The 20,142-nt window shown below is 42.6% G+C and carries 18 protein-coding genes; 5 read left to right on the forward strand and 13 right to left on the reverse strand.

The window, feature by feature from the left end; translation table 11 throughout:
* Positions 1-105: 105 nt before the first annotated feature.
* The 5 genes from NQ117_RS22085 to NQ117_RS22105 form a co-directional block, all read right to left on the reverse strand.
* Positions 106-489 carry a RidA family protein gene (locus NQ117_RS22085; RefSeq protein WP_258280179.1) on the reverse strand — a complete coding sequence of 128 codons (384 nt, stop codon included), beginning with the start codon at positions 487-489 and terminating at the stop codon, positions 106-108.
* Between the two features lie 71 nt (positions 490-560).
* A complete protein-coding gene (locus NQ117_RS22090; RefSeq protein ID WP_258280241.1) occupies positions 561-902 on the reverse strand; it encodes a zinc ribbon domain-containing protein YjdM in 342 nt (113 codons plus the stop codon).
* 175 nt (positions 903-1,077) lie between these two features.
* Positions 1,078-2,037, reverse strand: a complete 960-nt coding sequence (locus tag NQ117_RS22095) for an AraC family transcriptional regulator (RefSeq protein WP_258280180.1) — start codon at positions 2,035-2,037, stop codon at positions 1,078-1,080.
* A gap of 217 nt (positions 2,038-2,254) precedes the next feature.
* The gene (locus NQ117_RS22100; protein WP_258280181.1) at positions 2,255-4,000 is read right to left on the reverse strand and encodes an ABC transporter ATP-binding protein; all 1,746 of its coding nucleotides are present in this window, start codon (positions 3,998-4,000) and stop codon (positions 2,255-2,257) included.
* Positions 4,001-4,015: 15 nt separating this feature from the next.
* Positions 4,016-5,851 carry an ABC transporter ATP-binding protein gene (locus tag NQ117_RS22105; protein ID WP_258280182.1) on the reverse strand — a complete coding sequence of 612 codons (1,836 nt, stop codon included), beginning with the start codon at positions 5,849-5,851 and terminating at the stop codon, positions 4,016-4,018.
* 277 nt (positions 5,852-6,128) lie between these two features.
* Between NQ117_RS22105 and NQ117_RS22110 the strand changes: the two genes are divergently transcribed.
* On the forward strand, positions 6,129-6,524 hold the full coding sequence (locus tag NQ117_RS22110; RefSeq protein WP_258280183.1) for a YobA family protein: 396 nt from the start codon (positions 6,129-6,131) through the stop codon (positions 6,522-6,524).
* 23 nt (positions 6,525-6,547) lie between these two features.
* On the opposite strand, the gene NQ117_RS22115 is transcribed toward NQ117_RS22110, so the two are convergent.
* Positions 6,548-7,291, reverse strand: a complete 744-nt coding sequence (locus NQ117_RS22115) for a Fic family protein (protein ID WP_375163115.1) — start codon at positions 7,289-7,291, stop codon at positions 6,548-6,550.
* A gap of 630 nt (positions 7,292-7,921) precedes the next feature.
* On the opposite strand from NQ117_RS22115, the gene NQ117_RS22120 reads away from it, so the two are divergent.
* Positions 7,922-8,248: a BLB8/JUQZ-1 family protein gene (locus NQ117_RS22120; RefSeq protein WP_258280185.1), complete on the forward strand. Its 327-nt coding sequence runs from the start codon at positions 7,922-7,924 to the stop codon at positions 8,246-8,248.
* Between the two features lie 171 nt (positions 8,249-8,419).
* On the opposite strand, the gene amyS is transcribed toward NQ117_RS22120, so the two are convergent.
* The gene (gene amyS, locus NQ117_RS22125) at positions 8,420-9,964 is read right to left on the reverse strand and encodes an alpha-amylase (protein WP_258280242.1); all 1,545 of its coding nucleotides are present in this window, start codon (positions 9,962-9,964) and stop codon (positions 8,420-8,422) included.
* A 289-nt stretch (positions 9,965-10,253) separates the two neighbouring features.
* On the opposite strand from amyS, the gene NQ117_RS22130 reads away from it, so the two are divergent.
* Positions 10,254-11,021, forward strand: a complete 768-nt coding sequence (locus tag NQ117_RS22130; RefSeq protein WP_258280186.1) for a class I SAM-dependent methyltransferase — start codon at positions 10,254-10,256, stop codon at positions 11,019-11,021.
* 39 nt (positions 11,022-11,060) lie between these two features.
* On the opposite strand, the gene NQ117_RS22135 is transcribed toward NQ117_RS22130, so the two are convergent.
* Both NQ117_RS22135 and NQ117_RS22140 read right to left on the reverse strand, forming a co-directional pair.
* A complete protein-coding gene (locus tag NQ117_RS22135; protein ID WP_258280187.1) occupies positions 11,061-12,080 on the reverse strand; it encodes a phosphotransferase enzyme family protein in 1,020 nt (339 codons plus the stop codon).
* Positions 12,081-12,406: 326 nt separating this feature from the next.
* Complete coding sequence (locus NQ117_RS22140) at positions 12,407-13,723, reverse strand: 4-hydroxybenzoate 3-monooxygenase (protein WP_258280188.1); 1,317 nt, start codon at positions 13,721-13,723, stop codon at positions 12,407-12,409.
* 267 nt (positions 13,724-13,990) lie between these two features.
* On the opposite strand from NQ117_RS22140, the gene NQ117_RS22145 reads away from it, so the two are divergent.
* Positions 13,991-14,218 (forward strand): hypothetical protein, encoded by a 228-nt coding sequence (locus NQ117_RS22145; protein WP_258280189.1) that lies wholly within the window; start codon positions 13,991-13,993, stop codon positions 14,216-14,218.
* 286 nt (positions 14,219-14,504) lie between these two features.
* Here NQ117_RS22145 and NQ117_RS22150 read toward each other — a convergent pair whose 3' ends face one another.
* Both NQ117_RS22150 and NQ117_RS22155 read right to left on the reverse strand, forming a co-directional pair.
* A complete protein-coding gene (locus NQ117_RS22150) occupies positions 14,505-15,332 on the reverse strand; it encodes a GNAT family N-acetyltransferase (RefSeq protein ID WP_258280190.1) in 828 nt (275 codons plus the stop codon).
* 61 nt (positions 15,333-15,393) lie between these two features.
* Positions 15,394-15,834 (reverse strand): Lrp/AsnC family transcriptional regulator, encoded by a 441-nt coding sequence (locus NQ117_RS22155; RefSeq protein ID WP_258280191.1) that lies wholly within the window; start codon positions 15,832-15,834, stop codon positions 15,394-15,396.
* Between the two features lie 118 nt (positions 15,835-15,952).
* Here NQ117_RS22155 and NQ117_RS22160 point away from each other — a divergent pair, with 118 nt between their 5' ends.
* Positions 15,953-17,062, forward strand: a complete 1,110-nt coding sequence (locus tag NQ117_RS22160) for an alkene reductase (RefSeq protein WP_375163118.1) — start codon at positions 15,953-15,955, stop codon at positions 17,060-17,062.
* Between the two features lie 63 nt (positions 17,063-17,125).
* On the opposite strand, the gene NQ117_RS22165 is transcribed toward NQ117_RS22160, so the two are convergent.
* Together NQ117_RS22165 and NQ117_RS22170 are read right to left on the reverse strand one after the other, a co-directional pair.
* Positions 17,126-18,367, reverse strand: coding sequence for a chloride channel protein (locus tag NQ117_RS22165; RefSeq protein ID WP_258280192.1), 1,242 nt, complete (start codon positions 18,365-18,367; stop codon positions 17,126-17,128).
* Positions 18,368-18,574: 207 nt separating this feature from the next.
* Positions 18,575-19,528 (reverse strand): nucleoside hydrolase, encoded by a 954-nt coding sequence (locus NQ117_RS22170; RefSeq protein ID WP_258280193.1) that lies wholly within the window; start codon positions 19,526-19,528, stop codon positions 18,575-18,577.
* Between the last annotated feature and the right edge of the window lie 614 nt (positions 19,529-20,142).

Raw genomic sequence — 20,142 nt, forward strand, 5'->3', positions numbered from 1 at the left:
CCATCATGTACAGTCATCCTAACTGTGATGTGATTTTTTCAAAAATAAAAATACACCTATTCGTTCACGAACGATAATAGGTGCATTGGTTTTTATATCCTATTATTATTTAGCAATAGCCTCAACTTCGATCTCTACCAATAAACGAGAATCAATTAGTGCCTTCACCTCAACCATAGTCGCAACGGGTTGGATATCCCTAAAGAATTCACCGTGTGCCTTACCGATTTCTTCCCACTTCGATATGTCAGTAACAAACATTCTTGTTCTTACCACTTGAGATATGTCAGCGTCTAATTCGTTAAGAGCCTTTTCAATCGTTTGAAGAATGTACTTGGTTTGCTCATACGGATCGCCTATACCAACTACTTCTCCATCTTTCATAGCTGTAGTCCCAGCAACTTCAATTCGATCTCCGACACGAATCGCTCGACAATATCCTACAACGGGTTCCCAAGGCGAACCTGTAAACACCTGTTTCTTGTCCACAATATCCTCTCCCCTGCAAACAATTAGTAAAAAACCGGGGCTTCACGCCTCCGGTCTCTTTGTACTAACATCTATATTTTTTTCACGAACTCCGATTTCAGCTTCATTGCACCAAAACCGTCAATTTTGCAATCAATATCGTGATCGCCATCAACAAGACGAATATTTTTAACCTTCGTTCCGATCTTAATCACCGAAGAGCTACCTTTTACTTTAAGATCTTTAATAACTGACACCGTGTCTCCATCTTGCAACACATTTCCGTTGGAGTCCTTGATCACTCGCTCGCCGTCGTTATGCTCACCTGGAGCTTGCGGGGACCATTCATGCGCGCACTCCGGGCATACGAGCAACGTTCCATCCTCGTACGTGTATGATGAATTACATTTTGGACAATTAGGCAATTCCATTATTGCTATTCCTCCACTCTTCTCTAACTCTAATGACTGATATATAGTCACGAATACATGATATTGCATTATATTCATATTATACTGTCACAGTCTGAATTGAATAGCAAGTAAGGAACTGGTTAGACGTCCGTTAAAAACGAACATCGAGAGTCCAACGCTCCTCAACATTTCTCCCTTATTTCTTTCCACATTCACTTGGATTGTAACCAAACGTTTTTTTATATAGGGAGGAGAAATGACTCATATTACTGTACCCTACCATCGTTGTTGCTTCACTTATATTTACTTTTCCTTGCTCTAGCAATGTTCTTGCTGTATTCATGCGGAGGGCACGCACATAGCCAAATACCGTTGTACCGAACAACTCCTTAAACCCTAGTTTAAGCTTATAGTCATTCAGACAAGCCATTCTGGCTAGTTCACTTAGCATCGGAGGCTGTATCCATGTGTGATCTAAAATTTCTTTTGCCTTGTATAGACTTTGAATATCATGAGCATTTAATTTAGATTTCGTTGTATAACATTCACCTGGATGGTCGTCTAGTCTACTCAAATGCATAGCCAACAACTCAAGCGCTTTTCCTTCTAAAAAAAGGTTGCGGAGGGTGCCACGGTAAGAACAATTTTGCATTTGTTCAATAAGGAGGGAGATATCGGGAACGCCAGCTAACTGCTGACAGAAAAATGAATGCTGCTTAATGGGTTCAAGTTCAGGAAGTATCATGTCCAGCTCGTTCAGATCGATTCGGAGTTCCATATGACGTATGCGCTCTTCAGAAGAAATTTCTGTGTGGACTCGAGTGCCGTCCATATATGTAAGACTGGAAACAGCCGAAGTAAGTTGAAAAGCATGTGCTTGTGCTGCCGCTTCATACACACCTTTGCCAGAAACCGTATATGAGATTTCCAAATGAGGATATTGAACATCAAAATCTAACTGGATACCATTGCTGAACGCTGTATCGAACCAAACTAGCTCCATTCCTTTACGCAAAGGAATTCTCTGAATCGACCCCTCCCCTAAATGGGTTGGCACCAAATAATGATCTTGTTCACTTTGACGCTTGAACATCGTACACAAATCAGATTCAACATATGCATCATCTAAATGACGGCTTACGACTTGAATGTTCAAAGTTGTAACCTCACCTTCTGGTTCCCTGTCTAATCGAGAATCATTCTCACTAAAATAGTGTACTGCATTATTTCCACGCCAGCAAGTCATATATCCTTTCTTATGGCAGCTCCCACAACAAAAAAAGCCAGCTCTTATAGAAGAGACTGGCTAACAATTTTATTTTGTTACCCTCAACATGGTTGTTATCATGGATTTGTATATTTCGAAATGTATGTTAGGATCGTACATTCCAACCTTCCGCATTTTGCTGCAATCCCCACAACTTCGAATAAATACCTCCACTTGACACCAACGACTGATGTGTTCCTTCTTCAGAGACACTCCCTTGCTCAAGTACAATAATATGATCAGCATGCTGTATCGTCTTTAACCGATGAGCGATAATGACGACCGTTTTGTGTGCTACTAATTCGTTTATCGCTTGTTGTACAGCTGACTCATTTTCGGCATCGAGAGAAGCGGTCGCTTCATCAAGCAGTACAATCGGAGCATCTTTTAACAGTGCACGAGCAATAGAAATACGCTGCTTTTCTCCACCTGACAGTGTAGATCCGCCTTCACCCACAGGAGTGTCGTACCCTTGCGGCAAAGCAGCTATAAAATCATGACAACAAGCACGCTTAGCTGCCTCTTCCACTTCTGCTTGTGTCGCATTCATATTTCCGATACGAATGTTGTTGCCAATTGTATCTTGGAACAAGTAAACATCCTGGAACACGATCGCGATATGCTGCAATAAGCGTTCAGGGTCTGCTTCGTGAAGGGCTTGACCTCCGATACGAATTTCACCTTGCTGAACATCCCAAAATCGTGAAATCAATCGTGTCACCGTACTTTTCCCGCTCCCCGAAGAGCCAACGAGTGCCGTAATCGTGTTGGGCTTAATCGTAAAAGACACATCTTTCAAAGCCGGTAATGCAGGCTCATTGTAACTAAAAGTAACATCTTCAAATACAATAGAGCCGTTCGGATTGATATCTTTATCGCCTTGTAACGGCTGCTCTCGCCTTACATCCATAATGCGCTGTGCGCTAAATGCAGAATATTTCATCTCTCCATAATTCGTTAGCACCGCAGTCAACGGATCAAAAATTCGAGTGCCTACTAATAGGAAGAGCAAAAATATCGGCAATGTTAACGAACCGTCCAACAGTAAATAGCTGCCCACTAAAATCATAATCGTCATGCCCGAACGAGCCAGCAGCATGGCACCCATAATAAGAGGACCAAGAATCGCCTCCAACTGAATTGACGTTTCTTTCAAACGCAGGAACGATAATCGTAATCTTTGAAAACGATCTCCTCCCATATTGTGTGCTTTAATTTCTCGTATGCCTCCCAAATACTCTTGCAAGCGGCTGGCTGCTTCATTTCTCGCTCGGACTTGATTTTCACATAACCGTTCTTGCAAGGAATTCGTCAACCATAACAACAGCAAGCCGAATGGAAGGGCAACAAACATCGCTAGCGTCATTCTCCAATCCAAAAACATAAGGCCTGCAAATGCAAACACAGGCATAATGATGCCACTGATCAGCTGTGGCACATTGTGAGAGATCGTCGTCTCCACTTGAGCATAATCACTAAGCAATAAATTTGTCATATCAGCAGGATCACGCCTATTGAAAAATCCTAATGATAGACGACGGATGTGCTCTGCTAATTCCAATCGCCCTGATGCAGCCTGACGATAAGCCGTATAGTACGATCTATCGTACAGAATGGAGAATGTCCAGTACGAGATGAACATCCAGCCAAATAACAAGATGCTGACTGTCCACAATCGAGTTGTATCCAAGCCCAATTGAGGCTCCGCGAAGTACATATACATCGTATTGAATATATCAACCAGCAGCACCGCTGGAAATACTCTGACGATTCCATCTAGGATTGCTGCTAATCCTGTTGGCCATAAACTGCGAACATTCCCACCCGAAATGTTAGTGAAGTATTGCATCATTTTGATTTCCCTCCCTTATACCTTCGTCGTTGAAGTGCTCGGATTCAAGCCCAATTTCCAAGTCGTCGAACTTATATGTGCCCGCCATAATGTTTGATACAAACCATCTAACCCCAACAGCTCATCATGTGTTCCCCGTTCCACAATTTCACCTTTTTTCACGACAAGGATTTGCTCCGCCGAACGTATCGTCGATAGTCGATGGGCAATGATGAGCACGGTCTTTCCTTTTACAAGTTCCACTAATCCTTGTTGAATTTTCTTTTCATTTTCAGCATCGGCATAGGCAGTTGCTTCATCTAGAACCAAAATAGGAGCATTTTTCAAAATGGCACGAGCGATCGCAATCCGCTGGGCTTCACCGCCAGATAGATGAGTTCCCCCTTCACCTATTTTCATCTGATAACCGTCCTCTAGCTTTTCAATAAATTCATGGCAGCAAGCACGTTTGGCGGCAGCAATAACGTCCGATTGGGATGCTGTTGAATTGCCCATTCGAATATTTGCTTCGATCGTATCGTAGAACAAATGAACATCTTGAAACACGAACGATACCGTATCCATTAACTGCTCCGTCCCCATCTCGCTTATAGGAACTCCACCTATCGTAATACCACCATACTGCACATCCCAAAAGCGCAGCAATAATTGCGCAATCGTAGATTTCCCTCCTCCAGAAGGGCCGACAAGTGCGGTTACTTCCCCTGCTCTCGCCATGAAATTTACATCCTTTAATACATAGTTAACATCGTTATGATCTTTATCATCTTTATTTTCGTATGTAAAAGTGACCTGATGAAAAGCAACATCATAGGTAGTTGGAACTTGGGGATGAGTCGGTTCTTTCACTGCTGCCTCTGAAAAGACAGCTTCAATCCGCTTATTGCCTTCCACAATCTCTCTCAACCCAGAGCCAACATACATTAACTTGAGCACTGGTGCAGACAAGCTTGGTGAAATGAGTAAAAACAAAATGAACGTAATCGCAAACGATTGGCTGTCAGCATTAGCATCACCACTAATGAGCCATATACCAATTGGAATAACAAACGTATATAAAGAGCTGATGACTATAAAAAATATACCGTATGGTGTTTTGTATAAGTCTGTAATGCCGATCGATATGTCTCTGTATTTTGTAACCGCCTGCTTAAACGTTAAAAATCGAGCTGCCTTAATACCAAACACTTTAATGGCTGGCATTCCCCGAACGTACTCCACCCCCGTTGCATTCATTTCTTCCATCGCATATTGATAGTCGCGGTACGCTTGCTGACCTTTGGCACCACCATATATTTTGGCCTGCAGCCACATGCCAACTATCATCGGGATGACCAATGCCAATGCCAGACGCCAATCCAGCCAAAATAAATATCCAATGAATAATAAAGGAACGATAACCGCACTAAGCATATCTGGTATTTGATGAGCGATAAACTTCTCAACCTTTTCCACACTAATTTCAATAATTTTTTTTAATTCACCTGTCGCTGTTTTCGTATGATAGCCCATCGGCAATTTAGCGATATGATCGGCAAGTCGCACGCGTAATTGATAGAGGATATGAAAGGCTGCAATATGAGAGCTCATTGCACTTATGTAAATCGCAATCAAGGCAGCAAGTAAGCTGACAAGGCTCACGATTCCCCAATATACAATCACTTCACCGTCTATAGCAGCAGCATGTTGAGCATGTTCGAACAATTCCTTAATGATGTTATAGACAGCGATGAAGGGAACAATTTGCAGCAAACTCGACAGCACCGAAAATATCACCGATACGCTCAAAAGTCCTTTTTTCTCACTCGCTATGTTTATTAAATTGGATATATCTGAAGACTTTCGCTTCATTTTCATTCCTCCTAGACGTAGTCATTGCTCCCATTTCCGATGGAAAATGATACTTTTTCTTGCCATTGATCATAAAAAAAAACCGCAAACGCAGCTACCTTGAAACGGAGCTCATTTACGGTAAAACGGATTTTTTGCTGAAAATAAAGATTCCTATGCGAAAGACTTGCAACCTATAAAAAGAACTATCGTCTAAAGCTAGAAAGAGAAATTCATAATGTGTGTCCCATACTACAACGTTATGCTCCGAACCCACTATGTCTATAGGAGGAACATCATGAATCGAATACTGCTGGCCTTACTCATTGTTATTGCTTCCATGACAGGATGCACAAGCAGCTCACAAGAAATGGAACCGAAAAACAATGAACAAAACGCTATAAATGAAGACTTCCGTATAGATGCAGGCAGAATTGTAGAGAAAACAATAAGATGGGAAAATAGATATCTCATTCTTCTAATTCCTAACCTAGCCAAAGAAGAAATTATGACGAAGACTCGTAATCAGCTCATAGAAGACAATCGGGAGCAAGATATCGCTTACTACTTTGTGGATGAGAAACTGTACAATACGTTAGAAATTGGACAGCAGGTGAGGGTGAAGGCGGAACTCGATCAGTTAGAACCTTACCCACCGATTCGTTCGGTCATCGAGCTCGAAATCCTTGAATAGCAAAATACAATAGGATGGAACGATTATTCTTCACCCACCGCAAATAAATACGCCTGCAAACTATCCATTACACATTCCATCATCAACTGAATAAACGGTTCCAATTGCCCTTCCACACTGGCTTGTTCCAACGTCTCATAGTAACGTAGTCTCATGGAATCAGTAGCCTTCACAATCGCCGGAGGGTATCCATAAGTCATCAAAATAAGGTTCATTAACAACCTTGCCGTTCGTCCATTCCCATCTGAAAAAGGGTGAATATAAACAAATCGGAAATGGAACTCTGCTGCTAGCAACACAGGATGCAGGCTTTGTCGTTGCTCATCATACCACTGGATAAGTTGCTCCATCTGTTCAGAAACATGTGTGTAAGACGGCGGCACATGTTGCGAACCCGATATTCTTACATTGACCGTTCGATATGTTCCAGCATCTTCTGCAATATTTTTAAGGACAAGCTGATGAATCGACTTGATTACATGCTCCGAGAGAGATTGCTTGCGATCAACGATATCTTGCACATATTGAATCGCTTCAGCATGGTTAATGACTTCGAAATGTTCTAGGAGCTTCTTACCCCCAATCGTCAAGCCTTCTTCCAATACAATCTTCGTCTCAAGCAGCGTTAACGTATTGCCTTCGATGGCATTGGAATGGTACGTCCATTCCACACGAAATACTTCATTCAAATTACGAACTGCCGCCACAGGCAATGGACGATGTGCGTCCAGTACTGATTTTAATTCATCAAGCCGTTTCAAATCCACGCTGTCCACCCACCTTCTCATTTCTTTCTTATATCTATAGAAGTTGAACCAAAGAAATCGACATTCTGAACGGACACAAAATCCATCAATAAGGACTTCTTAATATAGTTCTTTGAAATTATGGTTCTACCTATCTAGTATATCAAAATTTTCACCAAATTATAAAAGTGAAGAATAAACACAACGCACGACCTTTTGAGGATCGTGCGTTACTATTACTATATACAATGTTCAGCAAACTTTCTGATTCCTCAACTCATCTCATAGCTTTGTTGGTTCAATACTTTTGCCCGCTCCAATACAATCTCATCTGACTCACCTTTACATAAACTGAAATGCATCTGGTCTGCGGGTGGATCTCTACACATGCAAACAAAGCTTCCAAATTGCGCTCCATCAACGTCTGCAAAGACTTCTCCAGAGATACGGTTCTATCATTTTCATCAATCTATAACCAAACTTTATCAAATATTTACCATTTCTTAATAGTAAAAACTTCCCTATGATCGTAAAATGAACTTGTCGCCGTTCGGATCTTTCTGCTCTTGCGCATCGAGTCGGAAGATCGATTGCAACCATAATACTCATACACCACGAACATCGGCATAATTCTTATGGAGGTGTTTGTAAATGAAATATGTAAGCAAAGTGTTGATGTCCACTGTATTAGCGTTCGGTCTTCTGTCAGGTTCCGTTGGAGCTCTTGGTGCTGAAAACGTAAGTCAATCATCTGTTGGGATTCAATCCAGTACCGTTCATCCTGTTCTTGAGTTAAGAGTGGGTGAAACGTATCAGTTTTCCGGTAAAGGATTTAGCGCGACATTGATCAGCGGACATGGAGTAATAAGTCTAGACCAATACGGGAAGGCTACCGCGTTGAGCCCTGGAGATGCTGTGGTCCATGTTCATCCGAAGAGTGGAATTACACAAATTCGTCCTATTAAAGTCTTACCTTAAGTTACACATTTTAATATAGTAGCAAAATCGACCGTATTCATAATGAATACGGTCGATTTTTCTCTTTCCAATTGAACTAGGAAATACAAAAAAGCGCCAAAGACATCAAGCTCCCCTGTCTCAAAAACAGAGATAGACCCTTGCAAGTGCCTTTGACGCTCTCTATCATTTTTACTTTTCTACATAAATGGACACAGAACCGCCATTCACATGGAACTCGCCCCAGCCATCTTGGTTGATCGTAACCGTTTCCTTGCGATTGCCTGTCATGTCGTACCACACTTCTCCAGCATTTTGCTTACCAACGTTCATCCATTTGGAACCGCCTGGTCCATCTGTAATAAGGGTTGCCAAGCCGGACTTCGCACGAGTGCTCTCGCCTTCACGCGTCCAGCCGATTACATCCCAATGATCCAAATAATCATGCTGCTTGCCGTACGCATAGTCTTTGCGAGCTTTCAGCATCGGATCAAGCTTGTCCTTCATCGCTGGAATTTCATACGTGCTGCTGCCTTTTGTACCATAGTAGTCGCCATAGAACACGGAAGGATAACCTTGCTCACGAGTCAAAATAAGCGCATATGCCAACGGTTTAAACCAAGGGCTCACGACCGATTCCAATGCCTGTCCAGGCTGAGAATCATGGTTTTCAACCAGTGTGACCGCTAACGTCGGATGGTTAGCTACCACCGTTCCATTCAAAATATTTCTCATATCGTAATTGCCATGACCATTCGAAGCATAATGGAAGTTATAATGCAGCGGTGCATCAAACACTGATTGATTGTAGTTCGTTTTCGCCAAATAATTGTTCAGCGCATTAACATCATTCTGCCAGTACTCTGCTACCGTAAACAGCTCTTTTCCAGTCTGCTGTCTAACATGGTTCACCCAGTCACCCAAATAGTCATGCTTAATATGCTTGACCGCATCTAAACGGAAACCATCCAGATTCAATTCATTCGCGTACCATGTACCCCAACGCTTCATTTCGTTTGCCACATCAGGATGATCAAAATCAAGATCGGCAAACATCAGGTAATCATAGTTTCCTTTTTCGCTGGATACTTCCCAGTCCCATGCTTTACCGATACCTCTAAACTTATAAATACGATTCAAGTCTCTGCCTTCATCCCAATCTGTTCCGTTAAAATGATACCAGTTCCACTTGAAATCCGAGTATGTATTTGCACGTCCCTTAAAGTCAAAGCCTGTCCACGCATCAATCTGATAATCTCCAGATGTTTCACGGTTACGATTGTTCGGATCGACCTCAACAGAAGTTACTTTCTCCGTAAAGTCAGCTCCGCCCTTATGGTTCATAACCACGTCGCCATATACATCGATATTTTGAGTGTGCAGTGTATCGATGGCTGACTTCAGTTCGCCTTTCGTACCGTACTTGGTACGAACCGTTCCTTTTTGATTAAATTCACCCAAGTCATATAAATCATAGGCTCCATAGCCAACATCATTTTGCTGCGTTCCTTTGTAGGCAGGCGGAATCCATACCGCTGTAATTCCTTTATCCGCTAGATTGGCGGCGTCATTCTGCAAACGTTTCCAATGAAGTCCATCATTAGGGAGATACCATTCAAAATACTGCATCATCGTTCCGTTATGAGCTTTAGCTGCTGCTTCTGCTGTTTGACCCGTAGGCACATAAGGAAGAAGCATCCCGAGCGCTACACATGTTGCTAGTATTCGTCTCATCATTTTCAAGGCCAGTCACACCCTTTTTGTCTATTCTTGATAGTCTATTATTCTATGAAAACGTTTGCATAAATCTATTACTTATTATAGTTATTGTTGGATCACGCGTAAAGTAGAATTTGAAGAATTATCCGATTTTTTGTCCGTTATTGTCGAACAATAATTGTGATAACTCCGTTAAGTAAGACAACCAAAGACTATTTCGTCATATAAAAGAATAAGCCTCTTGACCGTTACCCGCTATAATTTTATAATTGGGTCAAATTTACAAATAGTATAAAGGAGAACTACGATGTCGTTTAGTTATTACGGAGAACTTTGTACGGAAGTGTACGAACTGACTAAGCCAGTCGGGCATTCTATTGGTGGCGATATTGAATTCTACCAACAGAAACTCGCAGCATGCAAAGGTCGCATCCTAGAGGTAATGGTTGGTTCAGGACGAGTGATGATTCCTCTGCTCGAAGCTGGTCTTACCGTGGATGGAACAGACTATTCCCCAGAAATGCTCGCTGTCTGCCGTCAGCATTGTGAAGAACGTGGACTTCAAGCGAATCTAGTGCAAGCCGATCTGCAGCAGCTATCTCTGTCTCATCAATATGAGGCGATTATTATTCCTTGCGGTTCTTTTCTATTAATTGAAGATCGTCAACAATCACTAGATGTTTTGAAACGACTCTATGAACATCTTCAACCTGGCGGCAGACTCATTCTTGATCTCTTCCTGCCCGATGCTAACTTTGAAGTGGGTTCATTCGCAGGAACGTCTACATTCCATTTCCCGAACGGTGATCTCATTACTATGGAAAGCAAGCTCGTCGAAGCTGATTTATTCAACCAGTTCAAAGTCTCTCATTTAAAATATGAAAAATGGCGAAACGGCAATCTCGTACAAACGGAATTGCAGCGCTTCGCCATACGTTGGTATGGTTTAGAAGAGTTCAAGCTTGTGCTTGAAAGCATTGGTTTCAGCGATGTGGTTGTATCTGCAGACTATGTAGATGGACGGCAGCCTAGTCATGCCAAACAATGTTATACCTTTGAAGCAGTCAGAAAATAAGGTCCACAGCATAAATTCAATGCTGAAACCACGATTCGGCTACTCAACCGTTATCGGTTCAAGTGGTTCAAATAAAAATGGACGATCTTGCAAATAGCTCTGAATAATCGCCTGTGCATACGGCTGTTCTGCGATCAGACCAGCCGTTTCTCTAGGATCAGAAGAATGATGGCAGTAATTCTCGATCATAAACATGACGAACATACTCGCAAGCGGACGCATATAGCCCTCATCTAGCTTCCTTACACTTTCATAACCTTTAAGGAAGAGCTGTCTATGTTTCCCGCCAAGCCCTAATATCGTACCTGCAATATCATACAAATAATAGCCGTAGCCACTTCTTGCGAAATCTATGGGGAAAGCCTCTTCCCCTCTGAAAATGACATTTTCAAAGTGCAGATCGGCATGAATTAACCCAAAATTACGAGCACTTTCATTTTTCTCCATCGCCTCTAGATCCGCTATGATCTTATCAGCGGCAGCTTGGTACATTCCCCATGCCTTATCAGATAAGAATCGGTCGTAGTACTGCTCAAGCTTAGCCATACTTTTACGGAAGCTATCTGCTCCCCAAGTAGGAAATGTATGATTAGCATCTGGAACAAAAGAGGCAGCCGCTCGATGCAGTCTTGCCATTAATATCCCCGTATTCATAGCCTGAGTTTCTGAAGGTGCATCGCTCAGCAGTTCCCCTTCCAACCAACTCATCAACGTTATGTATAAAGTCTCACCTTCTTCGGATACCATCTCAAGCACATACTCGTCAGTACGGCTTGCCTGTCCTTGAGGAACAGTAAGGCCATGGTTGCCTAATACCTGAAGCAGCATCATTTCAGATTGAATCTCTGCTTTAGATCTGCTGTTGTTATGAATACGAAGTAAGAATGTTTCGTCTAATTCTGTGTTTATTTTAAACGTAATTGTGTCGGATATTTTGTTAAGCTTAATTTGACTCCACTCCAACGTATATTGTTGAAGCGCTGATAATGTAACATTTCTTACTTGAGCCAGCAAAGCACGTCTTTTCTCGTCTGTATCGATGTTCCATCCTAGATTCATTTCTTTTCCCCCTGATAAAAAACTGACATTAGTGTCGCTTTATGATGCATAGAAGTATGTACATTGCACACGTTATCATGCATACATTTTAATCCAATATTATCAAATGAAAGTTTTAAATTACATCAAAATTTTCACAGCATAATAATAAGCATGATTCGAACCCTATGTGGAGCAGCTGGTTAATCCATAACCGTATTCCTTACCTAAAAAGCAATCATGCTTGTAACCATAAAAAAATAGACCGCTCTCTATGCGGTCTACCGATCCCTTCTAGTCGCTGTCTACTTGCTGTTTACTTCCATCTATTTGTTCCTCTATCTCTTCTATTTCCCAACATAATTAGCTGCAAAAGTAGCCGCGTAATCTCCTTGTTCACACAGACGCTCAAGCCTTGCCCTACGCAAGCGATCGGAGAATGTTCGGCTCCCGCTTTCTTCCAGATTATGAATCAAGCGCAGCATCCAATCGGAAAACTCAATCGTCTGCCACACATGCGGCAATCGTGCTTCCGTGTACGTATTCAACTGCGTTTCGTCACCGTTACGGTAATAAGCAATGAAAGCTTCTGCAAGAACTTCAGCGTCCGCTATAGCAAGGTTCATCCCCTTCGCTCCAACAGGTGTAATAATATGCGCCGCATCTCCAGCTAGAAAGAGTCTCCCATATTGCATAGATTCGGTGACCACGCTTCGCATTTCGAGCACTCTGCGCTCAATAATCCGTCCAGCAGCTAGCTTGTCATTACCGTTCCTATCAACAGCCATACGCTTGCACAGCTCGCTCCATATACGTTCTTCCGGCCAATCTGCTTCTGAATCTTCTAGCGAACATTCCAAATAAAATCGAGTCACTTGCGGAGTACGAGGCATCTGCCCAGCGAAGCCCGATTCATGGAGCGCATAGATAACCCTCTCTGTTGATGACGGCACCTCGGCAAGAAGGGCAAGCCATCCGATCCCATACTGCTTCGTTACCGTAGAAAAGCGTTCTGGTGGAATCGAAGCGCGGGCAATGCCGTGGAAGCCATCACATCCCGCCACAAAGTCGCATTCCAGTTTGACAATCGTCTGATCATTGAGCTTATCATCAGCATGACAAGTAACCACCGCATGATGGACACGCTCGTCCTCAAGCCCTTCTATTTCGACAACAGGATGAGAAAATAGCAGGGTTCCCCCACGTGAAATAAACAGCTGGATTAAATCCTTCACCACGAATTGCTGTGGATATACGGTATGAGCACAGCCTGACATTTCACCATATGGCACCATGTATTGGCGCCCCTCAAGTCGAAATTCACAAGTCGTATGGACTGCACCATGAAGATCCAATCCCTGCGAGAACCCGTTGCGACGCAGAAATTCCACGATGCGATGCTCAAGGAAACCGGCTCTCGCACGTGTCTCTACATACTCCCTAGTCTGCCGCTCTACAACAATGCATGCAATCCCTGCCTGCTGCAGCAACAGTGCAAGAATGAGCCCTGCCGGCCCAGCTCCAACTATACATACTTGAGTACGCTTGCGCAGCACCCTTTCATCCTCATTACCAGTACATATTTTCTCCTCTACTACGTTTATATGAAATGCCTCCTCTTCTTCTACACTTTCGCCCTGTTCAAAGGAACGATCCCTCAGCATAACTAGCCCCCTTTTTTAAAGTTAAATCTCTTTCAAATCAAATGGTTCAGCATGTAGTGATCACTAAACGTAAATAGAACCATTCTCGTAGTCATTTTGTTAAATCCCGCCAAGATCATAGCAGAGTCGCTGCTAAATAAAAATAGGAGAATGGGATTCAAGATCCCTCTAATAAGTAGGTAGGAAGATTCGGTTTTAGATTCTACCCTTACAATCTGCTGCACCCGCCTGCATATTTTGCATACAATGCCTAAGGAGGTGAGACGAATGCCGCCTTGGTATCAAAAAGCGATTCAATTGCAAGGTCAGCCAGTAGGCGTATCTTTAGCGAATGGGCAAGGTGTGAGCGGACTATTATGCAGCATTAGCGGAGGTACAGTCATTATTCAAGAGTACTTATATCAGAATCAATTTGCAGCCAAGCAATACCCGTTTGCTGCGATACAAGATATCAATCCTTATCCAGGATGTTATGTCCCTAGCCCTGTTTATTGATGTCACTCTAACGAACGTCATTGACGCTATTTTTACAAAATCGTGTATATTAGAACTCTAACAGTCTTGAGAGAGCTTATTTTAGTAATTATAGTGAATGACATCATTCCATTAGGAAAATAAGCTCTCTGACAGCCATTACGTTTCAAAATAAGTGTATGTAAGCTAAATAGCCTCTGTGACACCCGCTAGTCCAATAAGACTGCCGAATGGAAAGATTAAACGTACCGAACGTCATGTTTTAGCAAGGATTACATATGAACTCGCCCACCGTGTTCGGCACTAATTAAAAATGAAACCAGTTTATTTGGTAGCGATGAGATCGGGATAGCCCAGCTTTCTCTGCCGTTTTTTGCGAAGCGATATTGCTCTCCATGCAATCCCACCACGCAATAATCTGACACTCATTGAATTTTTGCAGCAATAATGTAACCAATGAACCAGACAATCCTTGTCTTTGATAATTCTCCAACGTTTCTACACCAATCGATTGTGTGGACTGGAACTTTGCAGAGGAGACCGCTATACTCGCTACTTCATTCATTTCCGAAAGCGCAGCATAACCATATCCATTTTCTATATAGTTGCTGATCGTTCCCCAGTATTGCTCGATATAATTAACTAAGAAATCTGCATTTTTCAACTCACGCTTATCCAGCTCTAACAGCAGCGTTTCATTTATTTCTACTACTTTAAAATCCCCTATCGCATCCGAACTAGAAGCTTGGACAGGCTCCATCGTGGACTTGTATACATACTGATAGCTTTTATCTATTTTACGATTGCCGATATATTCGTAAAGAGCAGGATACCAATCCTCTGAATCTACCGAGAACTCAAAGTATGAGACATCTTTATGTTTCAAGAAAGGAATCACTTCATCCTCTATAAGCTTTTCAATAGACTGATTAAATGCGTGATTTCTAGCATCCCCCATAAAAGTAAAGCAACCTAACCCGCTAGACCACACTAATGCAGATGAAGGATTCAACTCATCATCCACCCATACTTCTCCGGGATTATCGCCAGCAACAACTCCTGCAAACATCATGTCACTGCTGCTCGTAATCAATTGATTAGCCAGCCACTCATTTCGTTCTTTCATGCGAATCATGTTTGTCTCATCCTCTCACATGCTGCTTTCTTATGTTGATTATGTAATACCCCACCCCGAATTACTCCTCTATCACTGAAGGAATAATAGACTTCTGATCAATTAACGAGGACATGACGATTAAAGTAGTAGAATCTCCATGCTCTCCACTGGCATTAATAAATGCCTCCAATGTCTCCATCGTATCCGTGACGACTTTCAGCAAATAGTTATATTGTCCGCTTATTCTGTGCAGTTCCAGCACATCGGGATATTCCTTGCAAAATTCAACAAACTTCTCACAGCGCTTCGTATGAAAAAGCAGATAGGCACTAATGCATTTATGCATTTTCTCTGGAGAAACAACGGCTCGATATTGTTGAATGACACCTTTCTCTTCCATCCTACGAACTCTCTCGGTAGCCGCTGGTTGAGACAAGCCAATCATTTTGCCCAATTCAGTCATGGAGATGCGAGCCTGTTCCTGCAAAATCATGACAATTTCCTTGTCCACATGATCCATTCGAAAGCACTCCTTTAATTTAAAAGAAATATCTTCCTAATAACTTGAATTTCAAATTCACTATAGCATAATTCCTTCAATGTAACCTGTAAAATTAAGTATTGATCCATTACCATAAATCATAAGGAAAGCGACTCGTAAAAACGATTATAAAAATGGAGTGATACTTATGAATACCGAAAAAACACAACTATTGCGGCCCATCCAAATGGGCGCATGGAACCTTCGCAACCGGATCGTAATGGCGCCGATGACACGTTGTTTTGCTGATAATGAGACAGGGGTTGTTGGCTCTGATGTGGTCGAATATTATCGCAAACGAGCGGCTGACGGCGTAGGCCTTATCATTACAGAAGGAATTATTATTAGTCCTCGTGGAAAAGGAACGATAGGCTTGCCTGGTTTATTTACTGAGGAACAAATCGATGGATGGAAAAGGGTAACCGATGCCGTGCATCAAGCAGGCGGAACGATTATTGCGCAAATATGGCATGTCGGACGGCTTACCCACCATGAAATTGCCGGCGGTCTTCCCCCGCAAGCTCCTTCAGCGATACAAGCAAACGGCCATGTGCACCGCTTGGGCAAACCATATGATACCCCAGAGGAAATGTCGCTTGCCGATATCGAAGAAGTGATTCAACAGTATGCGGTGGCAGCCCGCAACGCTATAAGCGCTGGTTTTGACGGTGTTGAAATTCACGGCGCCCACGGCTATTTGATCGATCAATTCAATTCGGACATATCCAATCACCGTCAAGACGAATACGGCGGCGACTTGCGCCAGCGCCTCACCTTCATGAAAGAAGTGACGAAGGCGGTTATTTCTGAAATAGGAGCCGAGCGAACCATCATGCGCTTCTCAGCCTTGAAAGATGATGTGCGTGATTATATGTGGGAAGATCCAGATGCGGCGATTCAGACCTTTGTCGAGGCCTTTAAAGAAAGTGGATTAACGATGATCCACCCTTCTACGATGGACTTTAGCCAAGTAATTGCCGACGGCCTAACTTTGCATGAGCTTGTCCGCAAATACTGGGATGGGCATATTATCGGTGTCGGTAATTTAAATCCAGAGCTTGCCGAACAGGCAGTGGAGGCAGAAACGATTGATGCAGCAGCATTCGGACGTCCTTTCCTTGCCAATCCAGATTTAGTAAGCCGAGTGAGTAAGGGCGAGGAGTTAATTGAGTTTGATGGTAGCAAACATTTTCATGTGTTGGTGTAAGCAGCTTAAGTAGGTCTAAGAGCCGTGTTCGCGCACGGCTCCTTTAAATTAGGCAGGCAATTTTCATCCGGAAACTTCAGGTGCTCCCCCTTTCAACTTTACGATATACATCGGCAAATACGCTGCTGCGACCATTAGCAATATTAGCTTGAGAGGGAAGATTAACACAAAGAGTAGAATAACTGCGATTGGCTTCCCTAGCACTGCACTGGACAGCGCAGTAGTGACAATGGTAATCGAGGTTACCGGATCGATAGGAAATAATATCGCGATCCCGTATCCGATACTTACCCCTGCGAAAATAATCGGAAAGATGTGTCCTCCCCGCCAACCTGAAACTAAACAAAACTCCGTTAAAAATAACTTCACAATACCTACGAGCAGCAATACATAAGCAGACGTATGAGCCCATTCAGCAGCTAATGTTGTCAGCTCATGCTCCCCGGAAAATAAGGTAATCGGGAGCAGCGTACCGATTGTCCCGAGCACCAATCCTCCAATAACCGCCTTTATTATTTTGTAAGGTTCCAGCAGTTTGAGTATCTTATGGAGAATATGTCCGAACAGCTTGTATAAATTTGCGAGCAATACCCCCAGCAAAACTAAAGGGATTACCGCAATCATTTCATTCATCCCTACTGACGCCGCTCCAAAATCAGCGAGAGAAAACTGTCTATTGTCTATTTTAGAGAGCAGCAAAAATACGACAAAACCTGCAATGGTAGTCACCACATAAACAAGGGTCTTCATCCATTTGATGCGTTTAGACATATTTTTATTTTCAAGCAAGGAAGACGCTCCAAATAGCGGAGCCCTAAAAATCATGCCCACTGCTGCCTCCACACTATACTCAATAACAAGATCACCATGTTCATTCAATACCGTTCTTTTCTTAACAAATGATTTAATGGCATCCCCTGCCCACGTAGCAAGACCTCCCACAATACCAACCAGAGCCGCCTCAGGACCAAGACTGGCTCCAAAAGAAAGAACACATATCGCAGTTATTACACTTTTATATAAAGAGCTATAGTCGATTCTGTTTGTTGACTTGAATTCAGCAAGTACATCATCCATCGTGCGCGGGTAATTGCCAAAGTATTTTTGACACAAACCAACCAAAATACCTCCGACTAGACAGACGAGTACAGTCCAAAATTTCATATTCATCATATTCGGTATATCAGTCCAAATAAGATGAGTGGTAAACGAAACGACAGCTAAAAAGCACCATGTCAGTAGTCCTGTAATCCCGCCAATAATTATGCTGTATAATAATAAGTTGCCTACGCCCAATAATTTCATTGTCTTGTATGTTCCCACTTTCCTTCGGTGTTCGGCTTGAGCATAAAACATTCCGTCTCATTATTATTCATTATTCATGCTGGCAATATTCGCATTTCATGGATGACTTCCTTAGGTAACGCTAGCTTCATTTTAATGCTTCCACTAAATAGGATTTTTAGTGCGTAAGCATCTCGTTCAAGTGGATGCATCGTTTTTTTCTGTTATTTAGAAAACACGTCCCCCTACTTTTTTCGCAAGTTCTGTAATGTAATCAAAAAATGCCTCACGATCCACATCATAAATGACCTGTACTGGGCGACCTACATCGGTTGCAACCGTCCGGCCTTGACTTGCACCATCAGTAATAACAATGCTGTTTACCGTTTGCACCTTTACCAAATCGTTTTTGCCGATAAATGCTGCCGTTAGAACATCCCACAAGTAATACGTCGAATTCGTTTCAAAGTGAACAAGCGGCGGAACGATCGCATAGCTTTGTCCAAGGAAATCTAAACCGATATGCTTACGTTCCTTCGCCCAACGCTGACGAATATGTAAAGTGAGCGGCACTTGAATTGTGCTTTCTAATGCGACAAGATCAATTTGGATGCCGCTCGCCCACACACGTGCAGCAGCTTCAGGGTCCCAAAATACATTCCATTCTGCTGTTCCATCATGCTCAGGTTCTTGTACATTGCCTTCTTCACGGAACGTTCCACCCATCCACACAAGGCGCTCTATTTTTTCTTCAATCGTAGAATCGATATCCAAAGCACGAGCGAGGTCAGTCAACGGACCCGTAAATAACAAGGTCGTCTTTCCTTCCGCAGCACGCAGCGTATCGATAAGATGCAGATGTGCTGGCTTGTCAGCCACTGGAGTTATGACTTTGCCAGACTCATTCAGCAGCGGAAGTGCCTCAACATAGAATGCATGCATGCGCCATTCCTTTGGAAAAGGATTTTTTCCTCGGGAATTAGACGCTGCAACTTCCAATCTTCTGCCGCTGCCAAAGCGATCGATAATTTTACGGCTTGCCAACATAGCTGGTTCTAAGTAGCTATCCGCAGGAATAACCGAAACCCCTGTCAAATTTACATTGTCCATTTGCAGCAGCAAAAACAATGAAGTTAAATCATCAACGCTGCCGTCATGGTTAAAGTAAATGTTTTTCTTCATCCCTGTCTCCATTCCCACACATCAACACTTTGTTTGTTATAGTTGAGATGTCTGTATCGATGTATACCCAAACCTATTATAGATATACTCGTTGTCGCCAACGATATCACCGAAATTGATAAATCGAATGAACAAATGACTAAGGCGGGCTATCGCATGCCTATCAAGCTGGAAAAGAAACCTTTGTAATGAGATTATGGAGAAAGCAATGAAATGGGCTAAAGCATGCGGCTGCACTTTTAAGTCAGAACCAGAGCTTCATTAGTGAAGTTTAGATTAGTGACAATTATGCAGGTATTTAAGCTGAAAATAAGCTTATTGGGGAGATTAACGTCAAAAATACATTTATTTTTGTTTCTTTGCCCCTTTCAGTGCCTAATCGAGGAAAATAACTGTATTTTTGTCCATATCTAAAGCAAAATGGCGCATTCTACTTAAAATAGATGCACTTTTGTCCATAACATCCACCTTGGCACGACTAAAACACTCAGCTGCCCATAGGACAAATCCAAGCTATTTCGCGTCTACATTAAAATGAGAGGATTGGCCTACCTTTAACATTTGGAAAGAACTCTAGTTTAAGCTTCTTGTCTCTCTTCATGCATTAGCAGAGG

This window comes from Paenibacillus sp. SC116 (assembly GCF_024733555.1).
Lineage (GTDB): Bacteria > Bacillota > Bacilli > Paenibacillales > Paenibacillaceae > Paenibacillus_B.

Excerpts from the sequence above, each read along its gene's own strand:
- NQ117_RS22155 (WP_258280191.1), bottom strand. The coding sequence starts at position 15,834 with ATGGATCATGTGGACAAGGAAATTGTCATGATTTTGCAGGAACAGGCT.
- NQ117_RS22100 (WP_258280181.1), bottom strand. The coding sequence starts at position 4,000 with ATGATGCAATACTTCACTAACATTTCGGGTGGGAATGTTCGCAGTTTA.
- NQ117_RS22130 (WP_258280186.1), top strand. The coding sequence starts at position 10,254 with ATGTCGTTTAGTTATTACGGAGAACTTTGTACGGAAGTGTACGAACTG.
- amyS (WP_258280242.1), bottom strand. The coding sequence starts at position 9,964 with ATGATGAGACGAATACTAGCAACATGTGTAGCGCTCGGGATGCTTCTT.
- NQ117_RS22165 (WP_258280192.1), bottom strand. The coding sequence starts at position 18,367 with ATGAAATTATTGGGCGTAGGCAACTTATTATTATACAGCATAATTATT.
- NQ117_RS22135 (WP_258280187.1), bottom strand. The coding sequence starts at position 12,080 with ATGAATCTAGGATGGAACATCGATACAGACGAGAAAAGACGTGCTTTG.
- NQ117_RS22170 (WP_258280193.1), bottom strand. The coding sequence starts at position 19,528 with ATGAAGAAAAACATTTACTTTAACCATGACGGCAGCGTTGATGATTTA.
- NQ117_RS22105 (WP_258280182.1), bottom strand. The coding sequence starts at position 5,851 with ATGAAGCGAAAGTCTTCAGATATATCCAATTTAATAAACATAGCGAGT.
- NQ117_RS22145 (WP_258280189.1), top strand. The coding sequence starts at position 13,991 with ATGCCGCCTTGGTATCAAAAAGCGATTCAATTGCAAGGTCAGCCAGTA.
- NQ117_RS22110 (WP_258280183.1), top strand. The coding sequence starts at position 6,129 with ATGAATCGAATACTGCTGGCCTTACTCATTGTTATTGCTTCCATGACA.
- NQ117_RS22120 (WP_258280185.1), top strand. The coding sequence starts at position 7,922 with ATGAAATATGTAAGCAAAGTGTTGATGTCCACTGTATTAGCGTTCGGT.
- NQ117_RS22140 (WP_258280188.1), bottom strand. The coding sequence starts at position 13,723 with ATGCTGAGGGATCGTTCCTTTGAACAGGGCGAAAGTGTAGAAGAAGAG.
- NQ117_RS22150 (WP_258280190.1), bottom strand. The coding sequence starts at position 15,332 with ATGATTCGCATGAAAGAACGAAATGAGTGGCTGGCTAATCAATTGATT.